Source organism: Bradyrhizobium sp. CSA112, from assembly GCF_029051645.1.
In the GTDB taxonomy this organism is placed as follows: domain Bacteria; phylum Pseudomonadota; class Alphaproteobacteria; order Rhizobiales; family Xanthobacteraceae; genus Bradyrhizobium.
Map to the genome: position 1 here is coordinate 48,554 of NZ_JAACFS010000035.1, position 21,818 is coordinate 70,371.

The following is a 21,818-nucleotide window of genomic DNA, read 5'->3' on the forward strand; positions in this document are numbered from 1 at the left end:
CGCAGCGCTTGCTGCTGTCACTGACGAAGCTTCGCCGGCATCGACTGATCTGATGCCGGGTGAATGCGAGAAGAGAGTTTCGGATACGCGGGCATCGCCCGCGTATCTTCGTCAATAGCAAATTCCAATCCGCCTAGGCCGCGCGCACGGTCGAGAGGAATTTCTCCACCTCACCTTTGAGATGATTGCTCTGTCCCAATAGGGAGCGGGCCAGCCCGTGCACATGCGTCGATGCCGCGCCGGTATCGGTCGCGCCGCGGTTGACGTCGGTGATGCTGCCGGCGACCTGCGTGGCTCCTTGCGCCGCCTGCTGCACGTTGCGGGAGATTTCCTGCGTCGCGGCACCCTGCTCTTCAACGGCGGCCGCGATCGCCTGCGAGATTTCTGCGATGCGACCGATCGTGCCGCCGATTTCCTGGATCGCCGACACCGACTGATTGGTGGCCGACTGCATCTGGCCGATCTGCTCGCTGATTTCCTCGGTCGCTTTCGCAGTCTGCGCGGCAAGCGCCTTGACCTCGGAGGCGACGACCGCAAATCCCCGTCCCGCCTCGCCGGCGCGCGCCGCCTCGATCGTGGCGTTCAGCGCCAGGAGATTGGTCTGCTCGGCGACCGCACTGATCATTTTGACCACTTCGCCGATCCGGCTGGCGGATTGCGCGAGATCGGCAATCCGCGCATTGGTCTGCTCGACCTGGCTCACCGCCTCGCGCGATATCTTGTGCGAATCCTGCACCTGGCGGCTGATCTCCGACACCGATGAGGCCATCTCTTCCGCGGCCGCCGCGGCGGATTGCGCGTTGGCCGAGGATTGCTCCGATGCGGAGGCAACCGTTGCCGAGAGCATCTGCGTCACTTCGGCGGTCTTGGTCAGTTGTCCGGCCGATGATTCGAGCTCGGACGAGGCGGTCGATACGGTCTGGATGATCCTTCCGATCGCGGAATCGAAGCCCTCGGCCATCTGCTGCATCGCTGCCTTGCGATCGCCTTCCGCCTTCAGCTTCAGGCTCGCCTGCTCCAGTTCCATCGATTGAACGCGGAGCGCGTTGTCCTTGAAGACCTGTACCGCGCGCGCCATGGCGCCTACTTCATCGCCGCGGCTGAGCGCCGGGACCGAGACATTGAGGTCGCCGCCGGCCAGACCCTTCATCACCTCGGTCATTTGCGCGATGGGACGAATGACACCGAATGCCACGCCGAAAATGCCCGCGCCGATGACGAGAAACACTGCGGCCGAAACGCCCCATAGCAACAAGGTGAAGATGCTGACGCGCCCTGTCGCTGCGACTTCCGTCGCCGCGTTCTTGTCGTTGGTTTGCTTGACGATGTCGTCGATGATGGCGCGGTGCGCGGTATAACGTGCGGTGATTTCGGCGTAGGATTTCGCGGCCGCGGCGCTGTCGCCCCTGGCGAGCGCGGGCAATAGACCTTGCTGGATCGCGGTCCAGAAGCGGCGCACCTCGTTGTCGGATTTCTCCACCAGCTTGGTCTTGAGCACCGGATCGAGATCGGATTTGACCCAGAAATCGTGCCGCTCGTCATATTCCTTCTTGAGCTGCGCGATCCTGTCGCGATGCGCCGAAACCTGCGCCGGATCGTGCAACACGAGGGTGGCCTCGAGATAGGCTTCGATGACGTATTCGGGCGGCGGCAGGATGTCGGCGATGAGGTCGTTGCCGAGCTTGATCTGGTTGTAGAGCGGACCACCGACCTTAAGCTGAGACAGCCCATAAACGCTGGTGGCAATCACGGCCCCGAGACCTAATGCGGTGACCAATCCGAAAATTAATATCGCGCGTGAAATCGACAGCCGTAGCGCCATGGCAATGTTCTCCGGGCAATGGAAAAATCCCAGCCAGCGAAATAACCGCCATTTAGCTTAAAATTGCGTTTAACCGGTTTACCACCGAACGGGGAATCGCGGCCCCAACCTGTGGAACTAGGCCGCACTCGCCGGCGGCAACGCCAGAACCGAATAGATTGCCTGGGCGTCGCGAGAGGCACGCAGCTTCTTGGCGACGTCCTGGTCGCGCAACAGCCGGGCGATTCGGGCCAATGCCTTCAGATGATCGGCGCCGGCGCCCTCCGGGGCCAGAAGCAGGAAGATCAGGTCGACCGGCTGGCCGTCCATCGCCTCGAAATCGATCGGGCGTTCGAGCCGGGCGAACAGCCCGAACAGCTTTTCCAGCTTCGGCAGCTTACCGTGAGGAATGGCGACGCCGTAGCCGACGGCCGTGGTGCCCAATTTCTCCCGCTGCAACAATACCTCGAACACCGAGCGTTCGTTCTGGCCGGTCAGCGCAGAGGCGCGCGCGGCCAGCTCCTGCAGCGCCTGTTTCTTGCTGATGACCTTCAAAGCGGGGAGAATCGCCTCGGGTGCGACCAGATCGGTAATCGTCATGGGGCGTTCCGAGGTGAATTAAACCGTGAGGTTGCGAGATAGGTTGTAGAACCGGGGCGTCAAGAAGATGAGACGGGGGCGAGCTTAAGCCCAAGTCCGATTTGCTGGGCTTCTACTCCAACGTTTGGCCGGTGCCAACTCCCGAGAGCAGGTTCCTGCACTGCCATCGTTAAGGGCGGCGGACCATAGGAAGGGCGGCTGGGGCCGTCAATGCGGTTAGCCATATATGTCAGGGGCTAACCGCCGGGGGGTCGACCCAGCCCACATTGCCGTCGGTCCGGCGGTAAATGATGTTCACCCGGCCGCTGGAGCCATGTTGGAACACGATGCAGGCGGCCCCGGTCAGATCCAGCTCCATGACCGCCTCGCTGACCGAAAGCCGCTTCAGCGACGTGGTCGCTTCCGCGATGATCACGGGGCTATAGGTGGTGACCTCCTCGTCGCCTTCCGCCGGCGCTTCGATCACGTAGCTCGGCGCGTCGATATGCGCCAGCGCCGCGTTGGCGGCATAGGTCTTGCGGGCCGAGCGGTCCTTCAGCCGGCTTTTGTAGCGGCGCAGGCGCTTCTCGATCATCAGCAGCGCCTGATCGGCGCTGGCATAGGCATCGGTGGCGTTGGAATCAGCCTCCAGCGTAATTCCGGAATCCAGGTGCAGCGCGCAATCGGTGCGGAAGCCGAAGCCATCCTTGCTCAGCGTGATGTGGCCGGAATAATTGCCGTCGAAATATTTTTTCAAGACCTCATCGGTGCGCTCGCTGACGCGCGAACGAAGCGCTTCGCCGATACTGATACTTTTCCCGGAGATTCGAAGGGTCATTGGATGCCTCGCTTGATGCTTCGACTACTCTGGTCTTGCCGGAGCACGGTCCATTGGGAAAACCGGTGTCGTTTCCCGGAGCCGCGCTCTGTCGGGGACCTGACACTATCGCGATTTGACGCGAACGCAATCAGGCCGGAGCCGTATCGCGGGACCGGTCGGAGGAAGTGGCGGGGGCTGAAAGGGCGTTACCGAGCATACTCTGTTTATCGCGGCGGCGCTGGACCGAGGAGGGAATGCGCATCGCTTCGCGGTATTTCGCGACCGTGCGGCGGGCAATATCAATGCCTGATGCACGCAATCGTTCCACGATGGTGTCATCGGAGAGGATCGCGCTCGGCGCTTCCGCATCGATCAATTGCTTGATGTGGTGACGGACCGCCTCCGCCGAATGCGCCTCGCCGCCGTCGGCCGACGCAATCGAGGCGGTGAAGAAATACTTCAGCTCGAAGCTGCCGCGATTGGTTGCCATATATTTGTTGGCGGTGACGCGCGACACCGTCGATTCGTGCATCTGGATCGCGTCCGCCACCGCCTTCAGATTCAGCGGCCGCAAATGCGCGACGCCATGGGTGAAGAAACCGTCCTGCTGGCGGACGATTTCGGTGGCGACCTTCAGGATGGTGCGGGCGCGCTGATCGAGCGCGCGGACCAGCCAGGTGGCGTTCTGCAAACAATCGCTGAAATAGGATTTGTCGCCGTCCTTGCGGATCGTCTTCGACAGCTCGGTGTAATAGACCTGATTGACCAGAACGCGCGGCAAGGTGTCGCTGTTGAGTTCGACATGCCAGCCGCCATCCGGCCCCGGCCGTACATAGACGTCAGGCACCATGGTCTGGGTGCGCGCCGAGCCGAATTTGAGGCCGGGCTTCGGATCGAGCCGGCGGATTTCGCCGATCATGTCGGTGATGTCTTCGTCGTCGACGCCGCACAATTTGCGCAAAGACGCGATGTCGCGCTTGGCCAGCAGGTCGAGATTTTCCACCAGCGCCTGCATGGCAGGGTCGTAGCGGTTGAGTTCGCGGAGCTGGATCGCCAGGCACTCGCTCAAATTCCGCGCGCAGACGCCGGGCGGATCGAACTTCTGCAGCACCGCGAGCACGGCGTCGACATCCGCCGGCGAGGCGCCCAGGCGCTCGGCGGCCTGCCCGAGATCCGGCGGCAGGTAGCCGGCATCGTCGACGAGATCGATCAGATACTGGCCGATCATGCGCTGCGCCGGCGCGCTGAACGCGACCGCGAGCTGTTCAGCGAGGTGGCCGCCCAGCGTCACCTCGGCGGCGACGAAGGCTTCCAGATTGTAATCGTCGTCGTTGGAGGCGCCGCCGCCCCATTCGGTGTAGGCGGTCGGCGCCGCGTCTTGCGCGGCGCGCGCGGCGGCTTCCGCGGGCTCTTCGGAAAATACGTTGTCGAGCGGGGTGTCGAGGGTCTGCTCGATCTCGGTACGGCTGCCGAGGTCGCGGTTCAGCCACTCCTCCTGGCCGGGCTCGAAGGCCTCGCCGCCCGGGCCGGTGGTCATATCGGAGGCATCGCTGCCGCCATCCTCGCCATAACTACCGGAATCGGAGAACTCGGCGCCCGCGGCGGCCGGCTCGCCCGCGACCGGAGGTTCGGGGCCGTCGCTGGCGCGATCCAGCAGCGGATTGCGCTCCAGCTCCTCCTCCACGAAAGCCGACAGGTCGAGATTCGACAATTGCAGCAGCTTGATCGCCTGCATCAATTGCGGCGTCATCACCAGCGACTGCGACTGGCGGAACTCTAGTCTCTGCGTCAGCGCCATGAGGCCAAGAACCGATCCACTAAAAGTTGGTCCGATTCTTGCTTATATTAGTCTAAAGCCCTTGTACACGCCTTGACGAACGCGAAAATTAGGTTATGGCGCGACCGGCATAAGCGGAAACCGGTTTTGCGTCCGGGCGCGCCACAAATTCTTGAACGAGCGCAAGATCTTACCGCCAAACCGCGACTCACCGCGACTCTTGGGCGCCTCATGCGCTAAAGCCGGAATTCCTCGCCAAGGTAAAGGCGGCGTACATCCGGATCGTTGACGATTTCCTCCGGACTGCCCTCGGTCAAGATCTGCCCGGCATAGACGATATAGGCGCGGTCGGTCAGGCCGAGCGTTTCGCGCACATTGTGGTCGGTGATCAGGACGCCGATGCCGCGGTTGGTGAGGTGGCGGACCAGGTCCTGAATGTCCCCGACCGCGATCGGGTCGATGCCGGCAAAGGGCTCGTCGAGCAGCATGTAGTTCGGACGCGTCGCCAGCGCGCGCGCGATTTCGACGCGGCGGCGCTCGCCGCCCGAGAGCGCGATTGAGGGCGACTTGCGCAGCCGCGTGATGTTGAACTCGTCGAGCAGCGAGTTGAGTTCGGCCTCGCGCTTCTTACGGCTGGGCTCGACGACCTCGAGCACGGCACGAATATTCTGTTCCACGGTGAGGCCGCGAAAGATCGAGGCTTCCTGCGGCAGGTAGCCGATGCCGAGCCGCGCGCGCTGATACATCGGCAGCTTGGTCACGTCGTGGCCGTCGAGTTCGATGGCGCCGCGATCCGCCTTGATCAGGCCGGTGATCATGTAGAACACCGTAGTCTTGCCGGCGCCGTTCGGGCCGAGCAGGCCTACCGCCTCGCCGCGGCGAACATAGATGCTGACGCCGCGCACCACTTGCCGTGTGCCGAAACTCTTTTCCACGCTGTGCACGGCGAGGAAGCCGGACCGCTTGATCGGCCGCGGCGCTTCGCCGCCATTAGCCTTGGCGTTGGGCTTGGGACGGGGCGCCTGCGCGCGGGGACGCGGTTCGCGCGGCGGTTCGACGTCGGGCGAAGGCTGCGGCAATTCCAGCCCTGGCAGTGAGCCTGGCAGTGAGGCGGAGCGCGCCATCGGCGGCGCATCGCGCACTGGGCTCCTCAGCATGTCGCCGAAGGAATCGCCGAGCGCGGTGATGTCCTCGCGCGAACGCGCAAACCCGGGGGCGCCGCGTTTCGCGGGGCGTCGACGGAACATGCCGAGTAAATCCACCATCCCGCTTCGCTTAAGCCTTTCACGGTGATTCCGCGACGCGCCCGCCGGCGAATCGCTTCACCCGCGAACCATGAATGAGTGGATGTCCCCTGCCCAGCGAAACACCCCGCCGTGCGTTCTGCCCAGTAGATACAGGCTCGCGCTGTCAGCTTCAACCGTGAGGGCCCCAATTAATCTTTAAGGCGCTGATCTGTCTTATTTTTTGCCGGGGATCAGCGAGGGTATCTGTACCGGAGCCGGCTTCGCTCCGCCCGATCCCGAGCCGCAATTCTCTCCCTGTATAAACATGCCCTGCACCTTGCCGCTGTCGGATTCGACCCGCGACACGCCCGTTGTCATGTCGACCTTGAGGCGGTCGCCCTTGAGCACGTTCTTGCACTGGGTGAGCACGACCCCGCCCACCATGGTGATGAGGTTGGCCCGCGTGTCGAAGATCGCGGTCTCGCCCGTCACGACCTGGTCCTTCTGCGTGACCACGACCGAACCCTTGGCTTCCAGCCGGCGGATCGACGAACTGCCGCCGGGCCCGGGGGTTGCGGACTGCATCTGCGCGGATTTTGACCCCTTCGGCGCGGCGGGTTGTTGCGGCGAAGCCGGCGCCGGGCCGGAATCGTAGAACACCACCAGCGACTTCGAGGTCATGGTGGTGTCGCCCTGCACGACCTTCACGTTGCCGGAGAAGGTCGCCTCCTTCTTCTTGTCCCGCATTTCAAGCGAGGCCGCCTCGATCTGAATCGGCTGGTCGCGGTTCTGCGAAAAGCCCTGCATCGCATTGGGCACGCCCGACATGGCGCCTTGCGCGAAGGCGTCACCGGACGCGACCAGCGCGAGCGCAAGCGCTGCTGCCGCAAAACTGCGCGAGAAGAACTGCATCATAAATTTCATTTCGTGTTGGCGGACTTGCCGGTGACGGACCGCGTCTTCGGCGGTGGCGGCGACTCGGGCTCAGACTCAGGCTCGGGTGCCGGAGGGCTTTCCATGATCAGGTTCATCACGACATTGCCTTCGAAACGCACCACCTCGCCGCTGTTGATGATCCTGAGGCTGTCGGCGGTGAGCGTTCCGTTCAGCAATTTGACGTCGACATGTTCGTCCGACGTCACCGTTCCCTTGTTGATGTCGACATAGGCCTGCGAGAGCCTGGCCTCGTAACCGGTGGAGGATTGCAGGAAGATATCCTTGCGCAGGTCCAGCATTTGCTGCTTGCTGTCAAAAAATCCCGTGCGCGCATCCATCGTGACCGTGCTCTTGTCCTCCATCATGACCTTGGCCCGCAACGTCCGGAGTTCGACGTGATCGGGCTCGGCCAGATCCTGGATCGCGGCCTTGGCCCACAATTCGTAAGGACGCTGGTCGGTCGAGAAGCCGGCGAGGTGCGGCGTTTCCATCGTGATCTTGGTGCCTGACACCACGAGATTGCTCATGTCGACGGGCAGCTTCGCCAGCCCCGTGATGCGGAACGGGTTGAAGACCGAGATCGCCACGACGCCGGCCATGGCCAGCAGCACAGCCGCCGGGACCGCGATCCGCAGCCCCCGCACCATCCGGCTATGACGGGCGGCCGCGGCGAAGCGGACCTCCAGTCCCGGGTCGTAGGCTGGGTTCTGTATCGAGTTCACCGCGGCTCCGAGGGGCGCTAAGACGCCAGGAAAGCGTCATTCTACCCGCAATCGCGGGATTATGCAGCCCGGACACTCGCGATGAGTGTGACCGAAACGGGGCGGAAGCAGTGGCCGGACCGCTTCAAATAGCCTCGGTCACGAATGCGCGAAGATGTCCTCGGCCTCCCAGCCGCCGAGATCGAGCTTTGCCCGGGTCGGCAGGAAGTCGAAGCACGCCTGCGCCAGCGCCGTCCGGCCCTCGCGCGCCAGCATGGTATCGAGCCGCTCGCGCAAGGCATGCAGATGCAGCACGTCGGAGGCAGCATAGGCGAGCTGCGCCTCGCTGAGGCTCACTGATCCCCAGTCGCTCGACTGCTGCTGCTTCGACAGATCGATGTTGAGCACCTCGCGCACCAGATCCTTCAGACCATGCCGGTCGGTATAGGTGCGGGTCAGCCGTGAGGCGATCTTGGTGCAGTAGACCGGCTGGGGCATGACGCCGAAAGTGTTGTAGAGGGCGGCTAGATCGAACCGCGCAAAGTGAAAGATTTTGGTGATGTTCGGATTGGCCAGCAGCGCCTTGAGGTTCGGTGCGTCGGTTTGCCCCTTGGGAATCTGGATGACGTCGGCGCTGCCGTCGCCGTTCGACATCTGCACCACGCAGAGCCGGTCGCGATGCGGATTGAGCCCCATGGTCTCGGTATCGATTGCCACGGAATCCTTGTAGCGGGACAGATCGGGCAGATCGCCGCGATGCAGGCGGATAGTCATGAAGGAAAGCCTCGTGTCTCAGGTCGATTCGACGGAAACACTAGCGCCGGCAGCCGCGGGAGGCGAGCGGCTGAGCATGGCTTATAGGATGGGAAATGGCGGCTTCGTGGCGATTTATTCGCTTTTCCAGCGTTCGGCTGCCTTTGCGTGCCGTCGAGCGTACCGTGATGCCTCTTCGGATGATTTCGGCGGCTGGAGCCCTGGGCTGTTGGCCCATCGGTCGAGATTCTCGATGACGTCCGCATGGCTTGGCCGCCGCGGAGGCGGCAGCTCCCGCTCTTCGGACAGCTTGCGCGGTAGCTTGACGTTCTCGGTCATAGGCGTGCTCCGGACATAAATTATGGGCCCGGACAGACCATAAATCAACTATTAACACATTGTTTTTACTACAGTATTTAGCTAATTTGGCACTGGAATCTCGTTAGATGGAACCGGCGCCAAAGACGGATCCCGCGGCATAGCGTGACCCGCGTCAATGGCGGTGTTGACCGTTCTTGAGGATCTTGTCTCGTTGGGCCTCAGACCCCGCGCACGGCCGAAAACCACGGGTAAGCTCAGCGGCTCCAGTTTGCCGCGAAGATTCTGCTGATCATGGGTGGTCACGCGCAGGCATTCGGCCCGGCGCTCCAGCCCGCCAAAATCATATTTGTAGAGAAATTCCCGTCTGGAGATCGTACACGGTGAAGCCCTTCTCGATGCCCCATTGAATGCAATGAAGATGAAGGACAAAGCCGGGCGGGGACGTTTGACGCTGAGATCGCGACCATTCAACAGGCTCATCAATGAACGGTTCTTCCAGTCGATGAGACTGGCCTGAAGCCCAATCCGATTTCCCCCTTGCCAAAAGGATCGGGAGAAGAAGCGCATCGTCCGCAGATGTTCTCTCAAGGTGAAGCTTGCTCCAATTCAGCCGCTTTGTGCGGTCGGCAAAGGCACCCGTAGCTGCATGCTCATACCGGGATCGCAAATGAAGCCCGTGTAGCCGGCAAAATAGCCGCCGCCGGTTCTCAGTTCGTTGTGAAATTTCCCCTCTCTGCTTCGTTCGGTGCGTAGCTGCAACGGGAAGAAGGCGACGTAGTCCCCAACGTCAGGACTGTCCTTCGCTGCCAGGACAATCCATTGACAGCCGAGCCGTTCAAACCAACCTGCGATCCATGAAAAGGACATGAAAAGCTGCGCTTCAGGATCGGCCTGATAAACAGCTTCCCGGTTGCTCCTGAGGCGGAGCAAGGTGTCGCGGCTCGTGATAACGTCGACAGCATGGCGTTGGCCTTTGCTCAAGGGAGCAGGGGGCGAACGGACGAATTCTGCAATGCTGGCGGCGCTGATCCCTTGTCGAAAAAACGAACCTAGCGCTCCATGAAGCCATGGAAGCATGCGCACTGGCAACGGGATGGCTTGGGAGCCAAGCCTGTTCCGCTGCGCCGCAGCGGCTCCGCATCCGCAGGAATTTCACCCGGCTGGCGGCCGGATGAAGTCCGACAATAATGGCGTGTTCAACCGTGGTCCGGACGGTCCGGTTCGGATTCCGATCAGGCGCAGCCTGACGCAACCAGGATCTCTTACGACAGGCTTTTCGCGCGGCCGCGCTGCGGTCTGCCCGGCGTCTCCCGGCCGCATCTCACATGGTTTGGGCAAGGGCAATGGTGCCCAGGAAAGGACTCGAACCTTCACGGCCGTGAAGCCACTGGCACCTGAAGCCAGCGCGTCTACCAATTCCGCCACCTGGGCCCGGGCGGGTTAGTAAGGAACGGTCGCACGCTTGTCAAATTGCTTCGATGCCGGACAAATACGCTGTACAGCGAGGCCGGGTTGGCGTACGCGAAACCGCTAAATCCCACCGATATCTCTCGAATTTGACGGCAGGACTTGACCCCGATGACATCGAACCTGGACACCCTCGTCACGATTTTCGGCGGATCCGGTTTTCTGGGGCGAAACGTGGTTCGGGCGCTCTGCAAGCGCGATTACCGTATCCGCGTGGCGGTACGGCGGCCGGAACTGGCCGTCCATTTGCAACCGGCCGGCAAGGTCGGCCAGATCCACGCCGTGCAGGCCAATGTTCGCCATCCGGCCTCTGTCGAGGCCGCCATGCGCGGCTCGCAGGTCGTCATTAACCTGGTCGGTATCCTGGCCGAGGGCGGCGCGCAGACCTTCGACGCCGTGCAGACCAGGGGCGCCGAAACCATCGCCAAGGCCGCCAGCGCCATCGGCGCGCGGATGGTGCACGTCTCGGCGATCGGCGCCGATGAGAATTCCCCATCGCACTATTCGCGCGCCAAGGCCGCCGGCGAGCAGGCGGTGCTGGCCGCGGCCCCCTCGACCACCATCCTGCGGCCGTCGCTAATGTTCGGGCCCGAGGATCAATTCACCAACCGTTTTGCCGCGCTGGCGCGGATATCACCCTTCCTGCCGCTGATCGGCGGCGGCGTAACCCGGATACAGCCGGCTTATGTCGGTGACGTCGCAGCCGCGGTCGCCGATGCCGTCGACGGCAAGACGGAGCCTGGCGCAGCTTACGAACTCGGCGGACGCGAAGTGCTGACCATGCGTGAGATCATGGAAATCATTCTCGCGATCACCGAGCGCAAGCGCATGCTGGTTTCGCTGCCGTTCGGGCTGGCACGGCTGCAGGCGATGTTTCTGCAATTTGCACCGGGACCGTTGAAGCTGACGGCGGACCAGGTGGCGATGCTGCAGTCGGACAATGTGGTGTCGGACGCCGCCAAAGCCGCGGGGCTGACCCTGGAAGGGCTCGGCATCACACCCGGGTCAATGCAGGCGATCGCCCCGCAATATCTCTGGCGCTTCCGCGCCGCCGGGCAGTTTCAGCGCAAGAGCGCGTAGCTCGTAGGGTGGGCAAAGCGCAGCGTGCCCACCATCGCGAGCACAATGTTAGATGGTGGGCACGGCGCAAGAGCGCCTTTGCCCACCCTACAATTTCCGAGCCCTACTTCCCCAGCGCCAGCGCGAGCAGGCCGAGCGTGCCGGCGACGACGCGCCACCACGCAAAAAACGTGAAGCCATGGCGCGTGACATAGGTGAGGAACGTCTTCACCACGATCGCCGCGGTGATGAACGACACCACGAAACCGATCGCGAGGATGCCGACGTGATCGACCGTCATCTCGGCGCGGTTCTTGTAGAAATCATAGGCGAACGCGCCGACCATGGTCGGGATCGCGAGAAAGAATGAAAACTCCGCCGCCGACCGCTTGTCGCCGCCGAGCAGCATCGCCGCCACGATACTGGCGCCGGAACGCGATACGCCGGGTATCATCGCCACGCATTGCGCGATGCCGATCCACAGATACATCATCAGCGGATAGCGCGTAGCGTCATCCTCCGTCGGCTTGAGTTCGAGCTGATCGACCCAGAGCAGAATCGCGCCGCCGACGATCAGCGTGAAACAGACCACCCACGGATTGAACAAAAGCTCCTTGATGTATTTGCCGGCAATCAGGCCGATGATCACCGCAGGCAGGAACGCCACCAGCACCCCGATCACGAACCGGCGGTCGTCGGGATTGGTGAACATGCCGAGCGCGACGCGCGACAGCTTGACGAAATACAGCATGACGATGGCGAGGATCGCGCCGAGCTGAATCAGGATCACAAAGCTCTGCCAGAAGGCGCCCTCACCAAGGCCGAAGTAGCGTTGCGCCAGCAGCATATGGCCCGTGGAGGAAACGGGGAGAAATTCCGTGATACCCTCGATGATGCCGAGAATCACCGCCTTGACTGCTTCCGACATCATGATGTGGTCCATTTTGACAGGAAAAGCCGCGCCCTTCTCGCCTATTCGTCCCCATGCCGCAATCGCAAAAAAACGCCAAACTTAGGTTGCCTCGTGCGCCTGCTTGGCTAGTGTCCCGATTCGTTTTGACGCGGTTTGAGGGTTCCGTAGTTGCCGCGATTTTGCCCCAAGGATTTCATGTACACGCTCTATCATCACGCGTTCTGTCCGCATTCGCGCTTCGTTCGCCTGGTGCTGGGCGAACACGGCCTCGACCTGCGCCTGGTGGAAGAGCGGGCCTGGGAGCGGCGCGAGGGGTTTCTCGTGCTCAATCCCGCGGGCACTACGCCGGTGTTGATGGCTGACGGCTTTCCGCCGATTCCCGGCGCAAGCGTCATCGCTGAGTATCTCGACGAGACGCACGGCCTGGAGGCGGGCGACCGGCGGCTGTTGCCGGCCTCGATGGCCGAGCGCGTCGAGGTGCGCCGGCTGATGGCGTGGTTCAATGAAAAATTCTTCGAGGAGGCGTCGAATCCGCTGGTAACCGAGCGCATCTACAAGCGTTTCATGAGCGAGGAGAATGGCGGCGGGGCGCCGGCGGCCGATGTGATCCGCGCAGCCAAGGCCAATGTGCGCTATCATCTGGCCTATATCGGCTGGCTGGCGCAGACGCGGAACTTCCTCGCCGGCGACCGGCTGACCTACGCGGATCTCGCCGCCGCGGCGCATCTTTCGGCGATCGATTATCTGGGCGACGTGCCATGGAGCGAGGACGACGCAGCAAAGGCGTGGTATGCACGGGTGAAGTCCCGCCCGTCGTTCCGCCCGCTGCTCAGCGAATGGCTGGCGGGCGTACCGGCGTCGCGGACCTACGTGGACCTCGACTTCTGAACAAGGACGCCAGACTCTCCGCCGCCGATCTGAAGGCCGCGCTCGCGCGCGAAGCGGAGACGCTCGGTTTCGACTGCATCGGCGTGACCGATCCCGATGCGATCGCTGGCGCCGGAAAATATTTCCGCGAATTCCTCGATGCCCGCGCGCATGGCGACATGGACTGGCTCGCGGCGCAACCCGAACGGCGGATGGATCCGCGCGTGCTGTGGCGAGGGGTGCGCTCCATCATCATGCTCGGCGTCAATTACGGGCCTGCGGAAGATCCGCTCGCGCTTCTTGCGAAGCGCACACGCGGCGCGATCTCCGCCTACGCGCAGGGCGACGACTATCACGACGTCATCAAGAAGCGTCTGAAGGTGCTGGCGCGGTGGTTCGTCGCCGCCTCCGGTGAGGAAGTGAAAGTGTTCATTGATACCGCAGCGGTAATGGAAAAGCCGCTGGCACAGGCGGCGGGGCTCGGCTGGCAGGGCAAGCACACCAATCTGGTGTCGCGCGAATTCGGTTCATGGCTGTTTCTCGGCGCGATCTTCACGGCTGCCGATCTCCCGCGCGACGACGCCGACACCGATCATTGCGGCTCCTGCAACGCCTGCCAGGAGATCTGCCCGACCGCGGCCTTCCCTGCGCCTTACAAGCTCGACGCGCGGCGCTGCATTTCGTACCTGACGATCGAGAACAAGGGACCGATCCCGCACGAATTTCGCAAGAGCATCGGCAACCGCATCTATGGCTGCGACGATTGTCTCGCCGTGTGCCCGTGGAACAAGTTCGCGCAGCAAGGCCGCGAAGCCAAACTGGCCGCGCGCACAGAATTGCGCGCGCCCTCGCTGGCGGAGCTCGTGCGGCTCGACGACACAGCGTTTCGCGCGCTGTTTTCTAAATCGCCGGTCAAGCGCATCGGCCGCGACCGCTTCGTCCGCAACGTGCTGATCGCGATCGGCAACTCGGGCGAGGCCGCTCTGGCTGTGGAAGCCGAGCGCCTTCTGAGCGACGCAAGCCCGCTGGTGCGCGGCGCGGCGGTGTGGGTCTTATCGCAATTGGCGGAGCCGCACGCCTTTGCCGCACGGGCTGCGAAGGCGATCGAGGTCGAAGCGGACGCGACCGTGCGCGACGAATGGCGACTCATGGACCCACTGCCAAGCCCCTGATTTCGCCGCCGCACTGTCAGGGTCGCGCCGGCCAAGCTCGGCCCGTAGAACATGAATGATCTAGCGCAAGGAACAAGTTCCGAGTGTGAGGCATATAGCCGAGAGCGATGTCTGCTGGGTAATGCCATGAAAACCCAGATCATCAGAGAGCTCGGACAAGCCGACATTTTGCTGCCGTCGCTTGTGGCGGAGGGCTTGGCCGCCAATGATCGCATCAAGGTTCGCCTGAGCGCACTCCAGGCGGCTGCGGAACACGCGCGGGAACCCGATCATCCGGCCAACGAGCTTGCGGCGGAATGCCATGCTGCGGGCATTGCCCCGGCGGGAATCGCATCCCTAATCAGCGGCGCGCATTTGATCGGCGAGAGGCGGTTGAGCGCGCCGAGCCTCGCCAAACTGATCAAGGAGGTCCAGGGCGACATGGAGACCATGATCCGTGCGGTCAGCGCCGGCGATGCGCCGGAAGGCGAAAAAGCGACTGCGCGACTGAACTCGATCTGCGCCGCAGGGCTGCTCGATGCATCGAGCGAGATCGAGTTCACGCGGATCACCCGGCTGACCGGCGCCGGGCAGGAGGGCGGCGACAGCCTGCATCGGCTGGTCATGGAACTGCACAAGGCGCTCAACAGGCTCGCGGCCGGCTGCTCGAAAGAGATTATTGCCGGAGCCCATGTGTTCGGCCTGCACAGCGAAGACCGCCCGGCGGTCGAGAGCTTCATGAGAGGCCTGAACGAGACGCGCGGCCTCAAGTTCAATCACCCCGGTCTGGATACGATGGCGACCAGGTCGGAAGGCCGGCTCCTGATCCAGAACGATATCGGAACCACCGATGCGCATGTCATGGTGATCGCGATCGAGAAGAACACCGTGACCGTCACCTACACGGATGTGCATCTGGCGCGGACGAAATTCTTCATCGCCCTGCTCGACAAGTTCGATGCGAAATGGAGCGGGCTCGACCGCCACGCCGCGGCGGGAATGGGCGAAGACAATGCCTTCTTTCTGGTTACTGGCCAATTTCAGGCCGCGAACGCCGCCGATCGCAACGATTTCCTAACCGCCGTCGGCGCCGCGCTGGTGTTCCTGATCGACTGGAACAAGGCGCGCAAATTGTTGCGCAACTGGATCGCCAAGGATGACGCCGCCCGGATCCTCGAATGGGCCGCGCGGCATCGAATCGGCCACCGCGCTTTCCTCGAGCTTGGCGGCAATGAGTTGCTCGGGAGCGCGGTGCGCAACGCCGCGCCGACACGCATCGGCTTCGGCGAGCGGCTGGATCAGGCGCTCGGGCGCGCGGCCGCGATCGATTTCCTGAAGACGGCATTGCGGCTGTCGACCGAAGCGCTGCTGGCAGGACATTCGGTCAGGATGGTCCGCGATCAGATCGAGGCGGATCTGGTCAGGCGGCTCGAGCGCGTCGAAAGCGCGTTGCTTGCGATGGTGCTGCGCCAGATTGGATTGGCGCACGACCTCGTCGCCGCCATCTCTCGCTATGTTGCCGACCTCAAAGTCCGCCAGGCAGGCGACGGCAAGCAACTCGCGGCACGCGCGAGCCACATCGAGCAGAAAGCGGACCGCATCGCACTCGAAGCGCGCCGGGAAGTCAGCCGGCTCAACGCGCGCCCGATCATTGGACAATTGATCGACCGGGCCGAGGAGGCTGTCGACGAACTCGAACAGGCCGCCTTCATCGCTTCACTGGCGCCGACGGCACTGGACAACTCATTGGTCTCGGTGCTCGCCGAGCTTTGCACGGTTGCCATCACCGCGACCGAGGCGGCTGCCTGCGGGATTGCCGCCGCCGCAGAAGTGCCGGAGGGGCGAAGCGCTGATTCCGAGGACGCGCTGGCCGCCGTCGTTCGCCTGGTCGATGCCGAGCACGCCGCCGACGCGCGGGAGCGCGCCATCACAACGCTGGTATTCACCGGTGGCTACGACGTGGCGACATCGCTTTTGGTGCTCGAACTTGCGCGCGCCGTCGAGCGCTCGACCGACCGTCTCGCCGGATTTGGGCATCTGCTGCGACAACACATCATGATCGATCTGGCAGCCTGAGAGTGAGAGAGATCGCGATATGGATATTGTGCATATCAGCGGCGCATCGACCGCCTGCCACTCTGCGGAAGAGATTGGAGCCAAGGCGGCCAACCTCGCGAAGATGGCGTCGATCGGGCTGCCGGTACCACCAGCCTTCGTGCTGCCGGTCAAGCTCTGTGCCGATCTGATCTGCAAGCACGTGCATGCGGAACGCGATCTGCGCGACGGACTGAAAGAAGGCATCGAGTTCCTGGAAAGCACCACCGGCAAGCGTTTCGGCGATCATAGGCGCCCGCTCCTGGTCTCGGTGCGGTCGGGAGCCGCGCGCTCAATGCCCGGCATGCTGAACACGGTCCTCAATGTCGGCTGCACGTCGCGTGCCGTGCACGGCCTGATCCGCGTCACAGGTCGCTCACGGCTGGCGTGGGATTGCCGGCGGCGGTTCATGGAAAGCTTCGCCGAGACCGTGCTCGGGTTCGACCTCACTCGATTCACTGCACGGATCTCCGAACTGACTGCAGACGAAGGCGTTGCAAGCGACCGCGAGCTCGATAGTGAAGCGATCGAACGGCTTGCCGCCGACGAGCAGGCATTAATCGAGGGACGGGGCGATGGCTGGCTCGAAGATGCCGACGAGCAGCTCGAAGGCGCCGCCCGTGCCGTCTATCAATCCTGGATGAGCGAGCGTGCGCAAACCTACCGCCGGCTGCAAAAACTGGAGCATCTGAAGGGCACCGCCGTGACCGTGCAGGCAATGGTGCTCGGCAATGGCGGGCCCTCATCGGGAGCGGGCGTGGCGTTTTCGCGCGATCCTTCGATCGGATCGGCCCGGCCGATGATCGATCTGGTGCTCGACGCGCAAGGCGAGGACCTCGTGTCTGGCCGACGAACGCCCGACAGCGAGGCGACGATCGCGCGCGCACTGCCAACGATTGCGACGGAGCTCGGCGGCATTCTGAAGCAGCTGGAGCAGGAGTTCGGCGACGTCCAGGACGTCGAGTTCACGGTCGAGGAAGGCAAATTGTGGATCCTGCAAACTCGGGCAGCCAAGCGGACCCCGCGCGCCGCGGTCAGGATCGCGATCGACCTCGTGCACGAAGAGCTCATCACGCAGAAAGAGGCGCTTGAGCGCATTGCGGATGTGGACCTTGCGTCCCTGGTTGAAGTTTCCCTGTGCGCGGCGGGCGATCCGGTCATCACGGGCATTGGCGCCTCCGGCGGTATCGCGGTCGGACGCGCCGCCTTTGATTCCGAAGGCGCCCAACACCTGGCCGCGGACGGCGATCCCGTGATCCTTATGCGTCCCGATACCAGCACGGCCGACGTTGCTGGTTTTGCCATGGCCTCCGGCGTTGTCACCGCCGTCGGCGCGCGGACGGCCCATGCTGCGCTGGTCGCGCGGCAGATGGGCAAGCCATGCGTCGTTGGATGCCGCGACATGGCGATCGATGCCGCGGCGAGGCGCGCGCAACTTGGCAAGTCCGCGATCTCGGAGGGCGATTGGATTACCATCGAGGGCGAGGGCGGCAAGGTCTATCTCGGACGAAGCGAAACGGTTGTCACCAAGCCGGAGATGGAGCTTGCGGAGATAGCAAGCTGGCGCTCGCAGGATGGTGGAGGCGCGCGCCACGGGAGCCTCGCGCAACCCAGGGCGCGCAGGTCCGCGCCAGCCTGATTGGCAGACATCAGCGTCTGCACCGCGCAGACGATCGACATGCCTCAGTTCGCCAGATGCCGCCTCATCTCCCGCCGCGCCTTCAGCGCCGCACCCTGCTTGGCGACGATCTTGACGATCCGCTCCGGCGCAAATTTGAGGTCGACGAAGGCCGGCGCGGTGTTGGCGACCTCGTGGTACTCCGTGATCTTGCCGCCGCGCAGCCGCATGATCGCGACACCCTCGAACATCGCCCGCGCTCCTTCCGCTTCCGGCAGCGTCGAGCGATAGCTGAAAGTGTAGCGCGCATAGAGCATCGCGCCGTCGCTGACGGGGTCGTGCATGTCCCAGCGAAAATCGGTCGCCGTGCGATAGAACCAGTCGTCGATCAAGCCTGCGATCTTCTCGCGGCCTTCGAACGCGCCGTAGAATACGTCGTGATAGATGCCGTCTTCGGTGAACAGTTCCGAGAAAGCGTTGCCGTTGCGCTGCTCGACAGCGTCACAGAAGGCGCGGAGCATGATTGATGGGTTCATCGTTTTATCTCCGGTTGTCATGCCCCGCGAAAGCGGGGCATCCAGTATTCCAGAGAATGCGACGTCAATCGACAAGTCGCGGCGTACTGGATCGCCCGCTTTCGCGGACGATGACACTGTGGTTGCGGCAAGAAGTCACCCCATCTCCGCCACCGCGGCGAGAATCCGCACGATATCCTGCGGGCGCGACAGGCGGTGGTCGCCGTCCTGGATCACGGTCAGCACCACGTCCTCGGCCGGCAGCCGGTGCGCCAGCGCAAACGCGTGGTGCCAGGGCACGTCGGGATCCTGCGCGCCCTGCAGGATGCGCACGGGACATCCGACGTCGATGGCGCTGCCGAGCAGGAGATGGTTGCGGCCCTCCTCGATCAGCGCGCGCGTGATCGGATAGGGCGTGCCGTCGGCATACTCCGACGGCCGCATCCACACGCCCCTGGTCCTGATCTCCTCGCGGATTTCGTCGGAGAAGCTGTTCCACATCAATTGCTCGGTGAAATCAGGCGCCGGCGCGATCAGCACCAGCCCGGCAAGTGTCGCGCCCGCCGCCTCGCGTTTGGCGATGGCCCGCGCCAGCAACAGCGCCATCCAGCCGCCCATCGACGAGCCGATCACGACCTGCGGCCCTTGGGCGAACCGATCGAACACAGCAACGCTCTCTTCGAGCCAGCGCCCGATGGTGCCATCGATGAAAGCGCCGCCCGATTCGCCGTGGCCGGAATAATCGAACCTAATACAGGCGCGGCCATGTTCCGCGGCCCAGGCATCCAGCGCGAGCGCCTTGGTGCCCCGCATGTCGGAATTGAAGCCACTCAGCCAGAACAGCCCGGGCTCGCTGCCGGCACGGGCGCGGACGGCGATCCGGCGGCTGTCACTGCCCTCCCCCACCTCGATAAAGGCCGGTTCCTGGTCGATTGTCGCTGAATTGGTCATGGATCTGTCACTCTTGCCCGCTGCTTTGTCAGCGAGCACGCTTGATCGGTCAAGCGCGACCGCCCTGCGCTTGCGGATCGGGCCGACGCGCTATATTTGCCGGACGTGACCGAAATGCCTCGCATTTGACGGTTTTCGGGCGCACACCGTGAGTTCGCTTGCTGTTATCAGCGTATTGCTTCAAACTACGGCCCTTCCTTTCACAACTTTGGAGAGTTACCCATTCGCCGTCCCAACAGAGCCCCGCCCGCTGCAACCAAAGACGGGCCGCGCACCAATGATGATATCCGCAACGCGCAGATCCAACTGATCGATCAGACCGGCCTCAACCACGGAACCGTCGAGACCGTGGTCGCCATCAAGATGGCCCTCGAGGCGGGCATGGATCTCGTTGAGATTTCGCCGAACAACAATCCTCCCGTTTGCAAGATTATGGACTACGGGAAGTTCAAGTATTCGGCACAGAAGAAAGCCGCCGAGGCGCGCAAGAAGCAGAAGATCGTCGAGATCAAGGAGATCAAGCTGCGGCCGATGATCGACGATCACGATTACGACGTGAAGATGCGCGCGATGCAGCGGTTCTTCGAGGAAGGCGACAAGGTCAAGATCACCTTGCGTTACCGTGGCCGCGAAATGGCGCACCAGGAGATAGGCACCAAGCTTCTGGACAAGGTCAAGGCCGATGTCGCCGAATTCGCCAAGGTCGAGCAGGACGCGCGTTTCGAAGGCCGCCAGGTCGTGATGGTGCTGGCGCCGCGTTGATGTCAGTGAGTGGAATTGAGGGCGGCCCGTCGGACGATCCGGCGGGCCGCTTCCTTTTCCGAAGGTCAGTTCCGCGTGGCCTGCCAGGTGCCGCTGCAGTAGTCGCCGGTGATAATGCCGCGCCATGCGCCGGCGCCGTAGGCGCCGGCGAGCCGGCCACCGCCGCTCGCCCTGGAAGCGCCAACCGAAACGCGAACCGAAACAGCCCCAGCGCGATTCACCGAGCCCGAAACCCTGCCACCACCGGCCGATGAGACGCGGCCACCTATCACGGTGAAGGGGACGCTGTAGCCGGAACGGCAATTGCCCCGCGTCGTGGCGAAGACCACGTTCCAGATGCCATCATAGGCTCCCGTGGCCCTGCGCCTGGTCGCGGCGTCGGCGGCGGGCGCCGCCGCTATCGCGGCGAATGCAGCCAATATCGGAAGCCAGCGCATGCTCCGCGGGCGTTGAAAAGCGGCAAAACGGGCAATCGATCGCTGAAAGTGGGCCATTTCTCTCGCTCCGGGCCGGGATGTTGATGATATCAGCGACTTGGTCACTGCACCGCCCCCGCGGTTCATCATTGCCAATTGGCGCTTCCTCTGCCATAAGCCCGACCTTCATCGCCCGGCTGATCAAGGGCTGCCGTGTCGATGTCCGTGCGGGTTGATTCGTTTTCGAAAAAACCTGAGCACTTTCAACGCTCTAACGAGCATTTTAAGCCGCAAAGCGCCTCTCGGGCGCGTTTTTCTGTGGCCGATAGGAGAGCCAAATGCCCAAGCTGAAGACCAAGTCAGGCGCTAAAAAGCGCTTCAAGGTGACTGCCACCGGCAAAGTGATGCACGCCCAGCGCGGCAAGCGCCACGGCATGATCAAGCGGACGAAGAAGCAGATTCGTCAGCTCCGCGGCACCCGGGTGCTGTTCAAGACCGACGGCGACAACGTCAAGAAGTACTTCTTGCCGAACGCCTGATCGCGTTCACGCCATCGCAAGCACAGCCGCGTCCGCGCGGCGATCCCGTCACCTCATTTCTGATCAAGGATTACAGTCATGTCTCGCGTCAAACGCGGTGTGACCTCTCACGCCAGGCACAAGAAAGTCTACAAGGCCGCCAAAGGTTTCCGCGGCCGCCGCAAGAACACCATCCGCGCCGCCAAGGCTGCTGTCGAGAAAGCCGGCCAATATGCGTTCCGCGACCGCAAGCGCAAGAAGCGCACCTTCCGCGCGCTCTGGATCCAGCGCATCAATGCTGCGGTGCGCCCGTTCGGCATGACCTACAGCGTCTTTATCAACGGCCTCGCGAAGTCGGGCATCACGGTCGACCGCAAGGTGCTGTCGGATCTCGCCATCGCCGAGCCGGCGGCGTTCCAGGCGATCGCCGAGAAGGCCAAGGCAGCGCTGGCGGCGTAAGCCTCGCTCCTCGGTTCTTCTGCGATGTTTTTGAGGTCGTGATGGCTAGGTAAAAGCGCGAAGCGCGTCTTCGCGCTGGACGTCCCGGCCATCCACGCCCTTCGTTCTCGCAAA

The 21,818-nt window shown here is 63.1% G+C and carries 22 protein-coding genes and 1 tRNA gene; 8 read left to right on the top strand and 15 right to left on the bottom strand.

Going from position 1 to position 21,818, the window contains the following annotated elements:
- Positions 1–133: 133 nt before the first annotated feature.
- The 11 genes from GWE18_RS34245 to GWE18_RS34300 form a co-directional block, all read right to left on the bottom strand.
- A complete protein-coding gene (locus GWE18_RS34245) occupies positions 134–1,822 on the bottom strand; it encodes a methyl-accepting chemotaxis protein (protein ID WP_275190077.1) in 1,689 nt (562 codons plus the stop codon).
- Positions 1,823–1,939: 117 nt separating this feature from the next.
- Positions 1,940–2,401, bottom strand: coding sequence for a PTS IIA-like nitrogen regulatory protein PtsN (gene ptsN / locus GWE18_RS34250; protein WP_028347914.1), 462 nt, complete (start codon positions 2,399–2,401; stop codon positions 1,940–1,942).
- A gap of 229 nt (positions 2,402–2,630) precedes the next feature.
- Complete coding sequence (raiA, locus tag GWE18_RS34255; RefSeq protein WP_275190078.1) at positions 2,631–3,218, bottom strand: ribosome-associated translation inhibitor RaiA; 588 nt, start codon at positions 3,216–3,218, stop codon at positions 2,631–2,633.
- 130 nt (positions 3,219–3,348) lie between these two features.
- On the bottom strand, positions 3,349–4,998 hold the full coding sequence (gene rpoN, locus GWE18_RS34260) for an RNA polymerase factor sigma-54 (RefSeq protein WP_275190079.1): 1,650 nt from the start codon (positions 4,996–4,998) through the stop codon (positions 3,349–3,351).
- A 215-nt stretch (positions 4,999–5,213) separates the two neighbouring features.
- The gene (lptB, locus tag GWE18_RS34265; protein WP_275190080.1) at positions 5,214–6,242 is read right to left on the bottom strand and encodes an LPS export ABC transporter ATP-binding protein; all 1,029 of its coding nucleotides are present in this window, start codon (positions 6,240–6,242) and stop codon (positions 5,214–5,216) included.
- A gap of 195 nt (positions 6,243–6,437) precedes the next feature.
- Complete coding sequence (locus tag GWE18_RS34270) at positions 6,438–7,127, bottom strand: LptA/OstA family protein (protein ID WP_275190081.1); 690 nt, start codon at positions 7,125–7,127, stop codon at positions 6,438–6,440.
- Complete coding sequence (gene lptC / locus GWE18_RS34275) at positions 7,124–7,861, bottom strand: LPS export ABC transporter periplasmic protein LptC (protein WP_275190082.1); 738 nt, start codon at positions 7,859–7,861, stop codon at positions 7,124–7,126. Before lptC ends, GWE18_RS34270 begins: the two co-directional genes overlap by 4 nt.
- Positions 7,862–7,999: 138 nt before the next feature.
- Positions 8,000–8,614, bottom strand: coding sequence for a ribonuclease D (locus GWE18_RS34280; protein WP_057850492.1), 615 nt, complete (start codon positions 8,612–8,614; stop codon positions 8,000–8,002).
- Between the two features lie 399 nt (positions 8,615–9,013).
- Positions 9,014–9,502 carry a hypothetical protein gene (locus GWE18_RS34290; protein ID WP_275190084.1) on the bottom strand — a complete coding sequence of 163 codons (489 nt, stop codon included), beginning with the start codon at positions 9,500–9,502 and terminating at the stop codon, positions 9,014–9,016.
- 18 nt (positions 9,503–9,520) lie between these two features.
- Positions 9,521–9,991 carry a hypothetical protein gene (locus GWE18_RS34295; protein WP_275190085.1) on the bottom strand — a complete coding sequence of 157 codons (471 nt, stop codon included), beginning with the start codon at positions 9,989–9,991 and terminating at the stop codon, positions 9,521–9,523.
- 267 nt (positions 9,992–10,258) lie between these two features.
- Positions 10,259–10,345: transfer RNA gene (locus GWE18_RS34300), tRNA-Leu, on the bottom strand.
- 147 nt (positions 10,346–10,492) lie between these two features.
- Between GWE18_RS34300 and GWE18_RS34305 the strand changes: the two genes are divergently transcribed.
- Positions 10,493–11,461, top strand: a complete 969-nt coding sequence (locus GWE18_RS34305; RefSeq protein ID WP_275190086.1) for a complex I NDUFA9 subunit family protein — start codon at positions 10,493–10,495, stop codon at positions 11,459–11,461.
- 103 nt (positions 11,462–11,564) lie between these two features.
- Here GWE18_RS34305 and GWE18_RS34310 read toward each other — a convergent pair whose 3' ends face one another.
- Entirely contained in the window at positions 11,565–12,371 is an 807-nt protein-coding gene (locus GWE18_RS34310) for an undecaprenyl-diphosphate phosphatase (RefSeq protein ID WP_275190088.1), read from the bottom strand.
- Between the two features lie 177 nt (positions 12,372–12,548).
- On the opposite strand from GWE18_RS34310, the gene GWE18_RS34315 reads away from it, so the two are divergent.
- The 4 genes from GWE18_RS34315 (at position 12,549) to GWE18_RS34330 (ending at position 18,104) form a co-directional block, all read left to right on the top strand.
- Positions 12,549–13,241 carry a glutathione S-transferase family protein gene (locus GWE18_RS34315; RefSeq protein ID WP_275190089.1) on the top strand — a complete coding sequence of 231 codons (693 nt, stop codon included), beginning with the start codon at positions 12,549–12,551 and terminating at the stop codon, positions 13,239–13,241.
- Entirely contained in the window at positions 13,190–14,392 is a 1,203-nt protein-coding gene (gene queG / locus GWE18_RS34320) for a tRNA epoxyqueuosine(34) reductase QueG (RefSeq protein WP_275190090.1), read from the top strand. The genes GWE18_RS34315 and queG overlap by 52 nt, the downstream gene beginning before the upstream one ends.
- Positions 14,393–14,518: 126 nt before the next feature.
- Positions 14,519–16,447 (top strand): hypothetical protein, encoded by a 1,929-nt coding sequence (locus GWE18_RS34325; protein ID WP_275190091.1) that lies wholly within the window; start codon positions 14,519–14,521, stop codon positions 16,445–16,447.
- Between the two features lie 19 nt (positions 16,448–16,466).
- On the top strand, positions 16,467–18,104 hold the full coding sequence (locus tag GWE18_RS34330) for a PEP/pyruvate-binding domain-containing protein (protein WP_275190092.1): 1,638 nt from the start codon (positions 16,467–16,469) through the stop codon (positions 18,102–18,104).
- 44 nt (positions 18,105–18,148) lie between these two features.
- On the opposite strand, the gene GWE18_RS34335 is transcribed toward GWE18_RS34330, so the two are convergent.
- Together GWE18_RS34335 and GWE18_RS34340 are read right to left on the bottom strand one after the other, a co-directional pair.
- Complete coding sequence (locus GWE18_RS34335; protein WP_275190093.1) at positions 18,149–18,619, bottom strand: nuclear transport factor 2 family protein; 471 nt, start codon at positions 18,617–18,619, stop codon at positions 18,149–18,151.
- A 135-nt stretch (positions 18,620–18,754) separates the two neighbouring features.
- Positions 18,755–19,549 (bottom strand): alpha/beta hydrolase, encoded by a 795-nt coding sequence (locus tag GWE18_RS34340; protein WP_275190094.1) that lies wholly within the window; start codon positions 19,547–19,549, stop codon positions 18,755–18,757.
- Between the two features lie 222 nt (positions 19,550–19,771).
- Between GWE18_RS34340 and infC the strand changes: the two genes are divergently transcribed.
- A complete protein-coding gene (gene infC, locus GWE18_RS34345; RefSeq protein WP_057849055.1) occupies positions 19,772–20,311 on the top strand; it encodes a translation initiation factor IF-3 in 540 nt (179 codons plus the stop codon).
- Between the two features lie 65 nt (positions 20,312–20,376).
- Here the strand turns inward: infC and GWE18_RS34350 are convergent, their stop codons facing one another.
- Entirely contained in the window at positions 20,377–20,805 is a 429-nt protein-coding gene (locus tag GWE18_RS34350; protein ID WP_275190095.1) for a hypothetical protein, read from the bottom strand.
- 260 nt (positions 20,806–21,065) lie between these two features.
- Here GWE18_RS34350 and rpmI point away from each other — a divergent pair, with 260 nt between their 5' ends.
- The gene (gene rpmI / locus GWE18_RS34355; protein ID WP_008539890.1) at positions 21,066–21,266 is read left to right on the top strand and encodes a 50S ribosomal protein L35; all 201 of its coding nucleotides are present in this window, start codon (positions 21,066–21,068) and stop codon (positions 21,264–21,266) included.
- 78 nt (positions 21,267–21,344) lie between these two features.
- Positions 21,345–21,704, top strand: coding sequence for a 50S ribosomal protein L20 (gene rplT, locus GWE18_RS34360; protein WP_275190105.1), 360 nt, complete (start codon positions 21,345–21,347; stop codon positions 21,702–21,704).
- Positions 21,705–21,818: the final 114 nt, after the last annotated feature.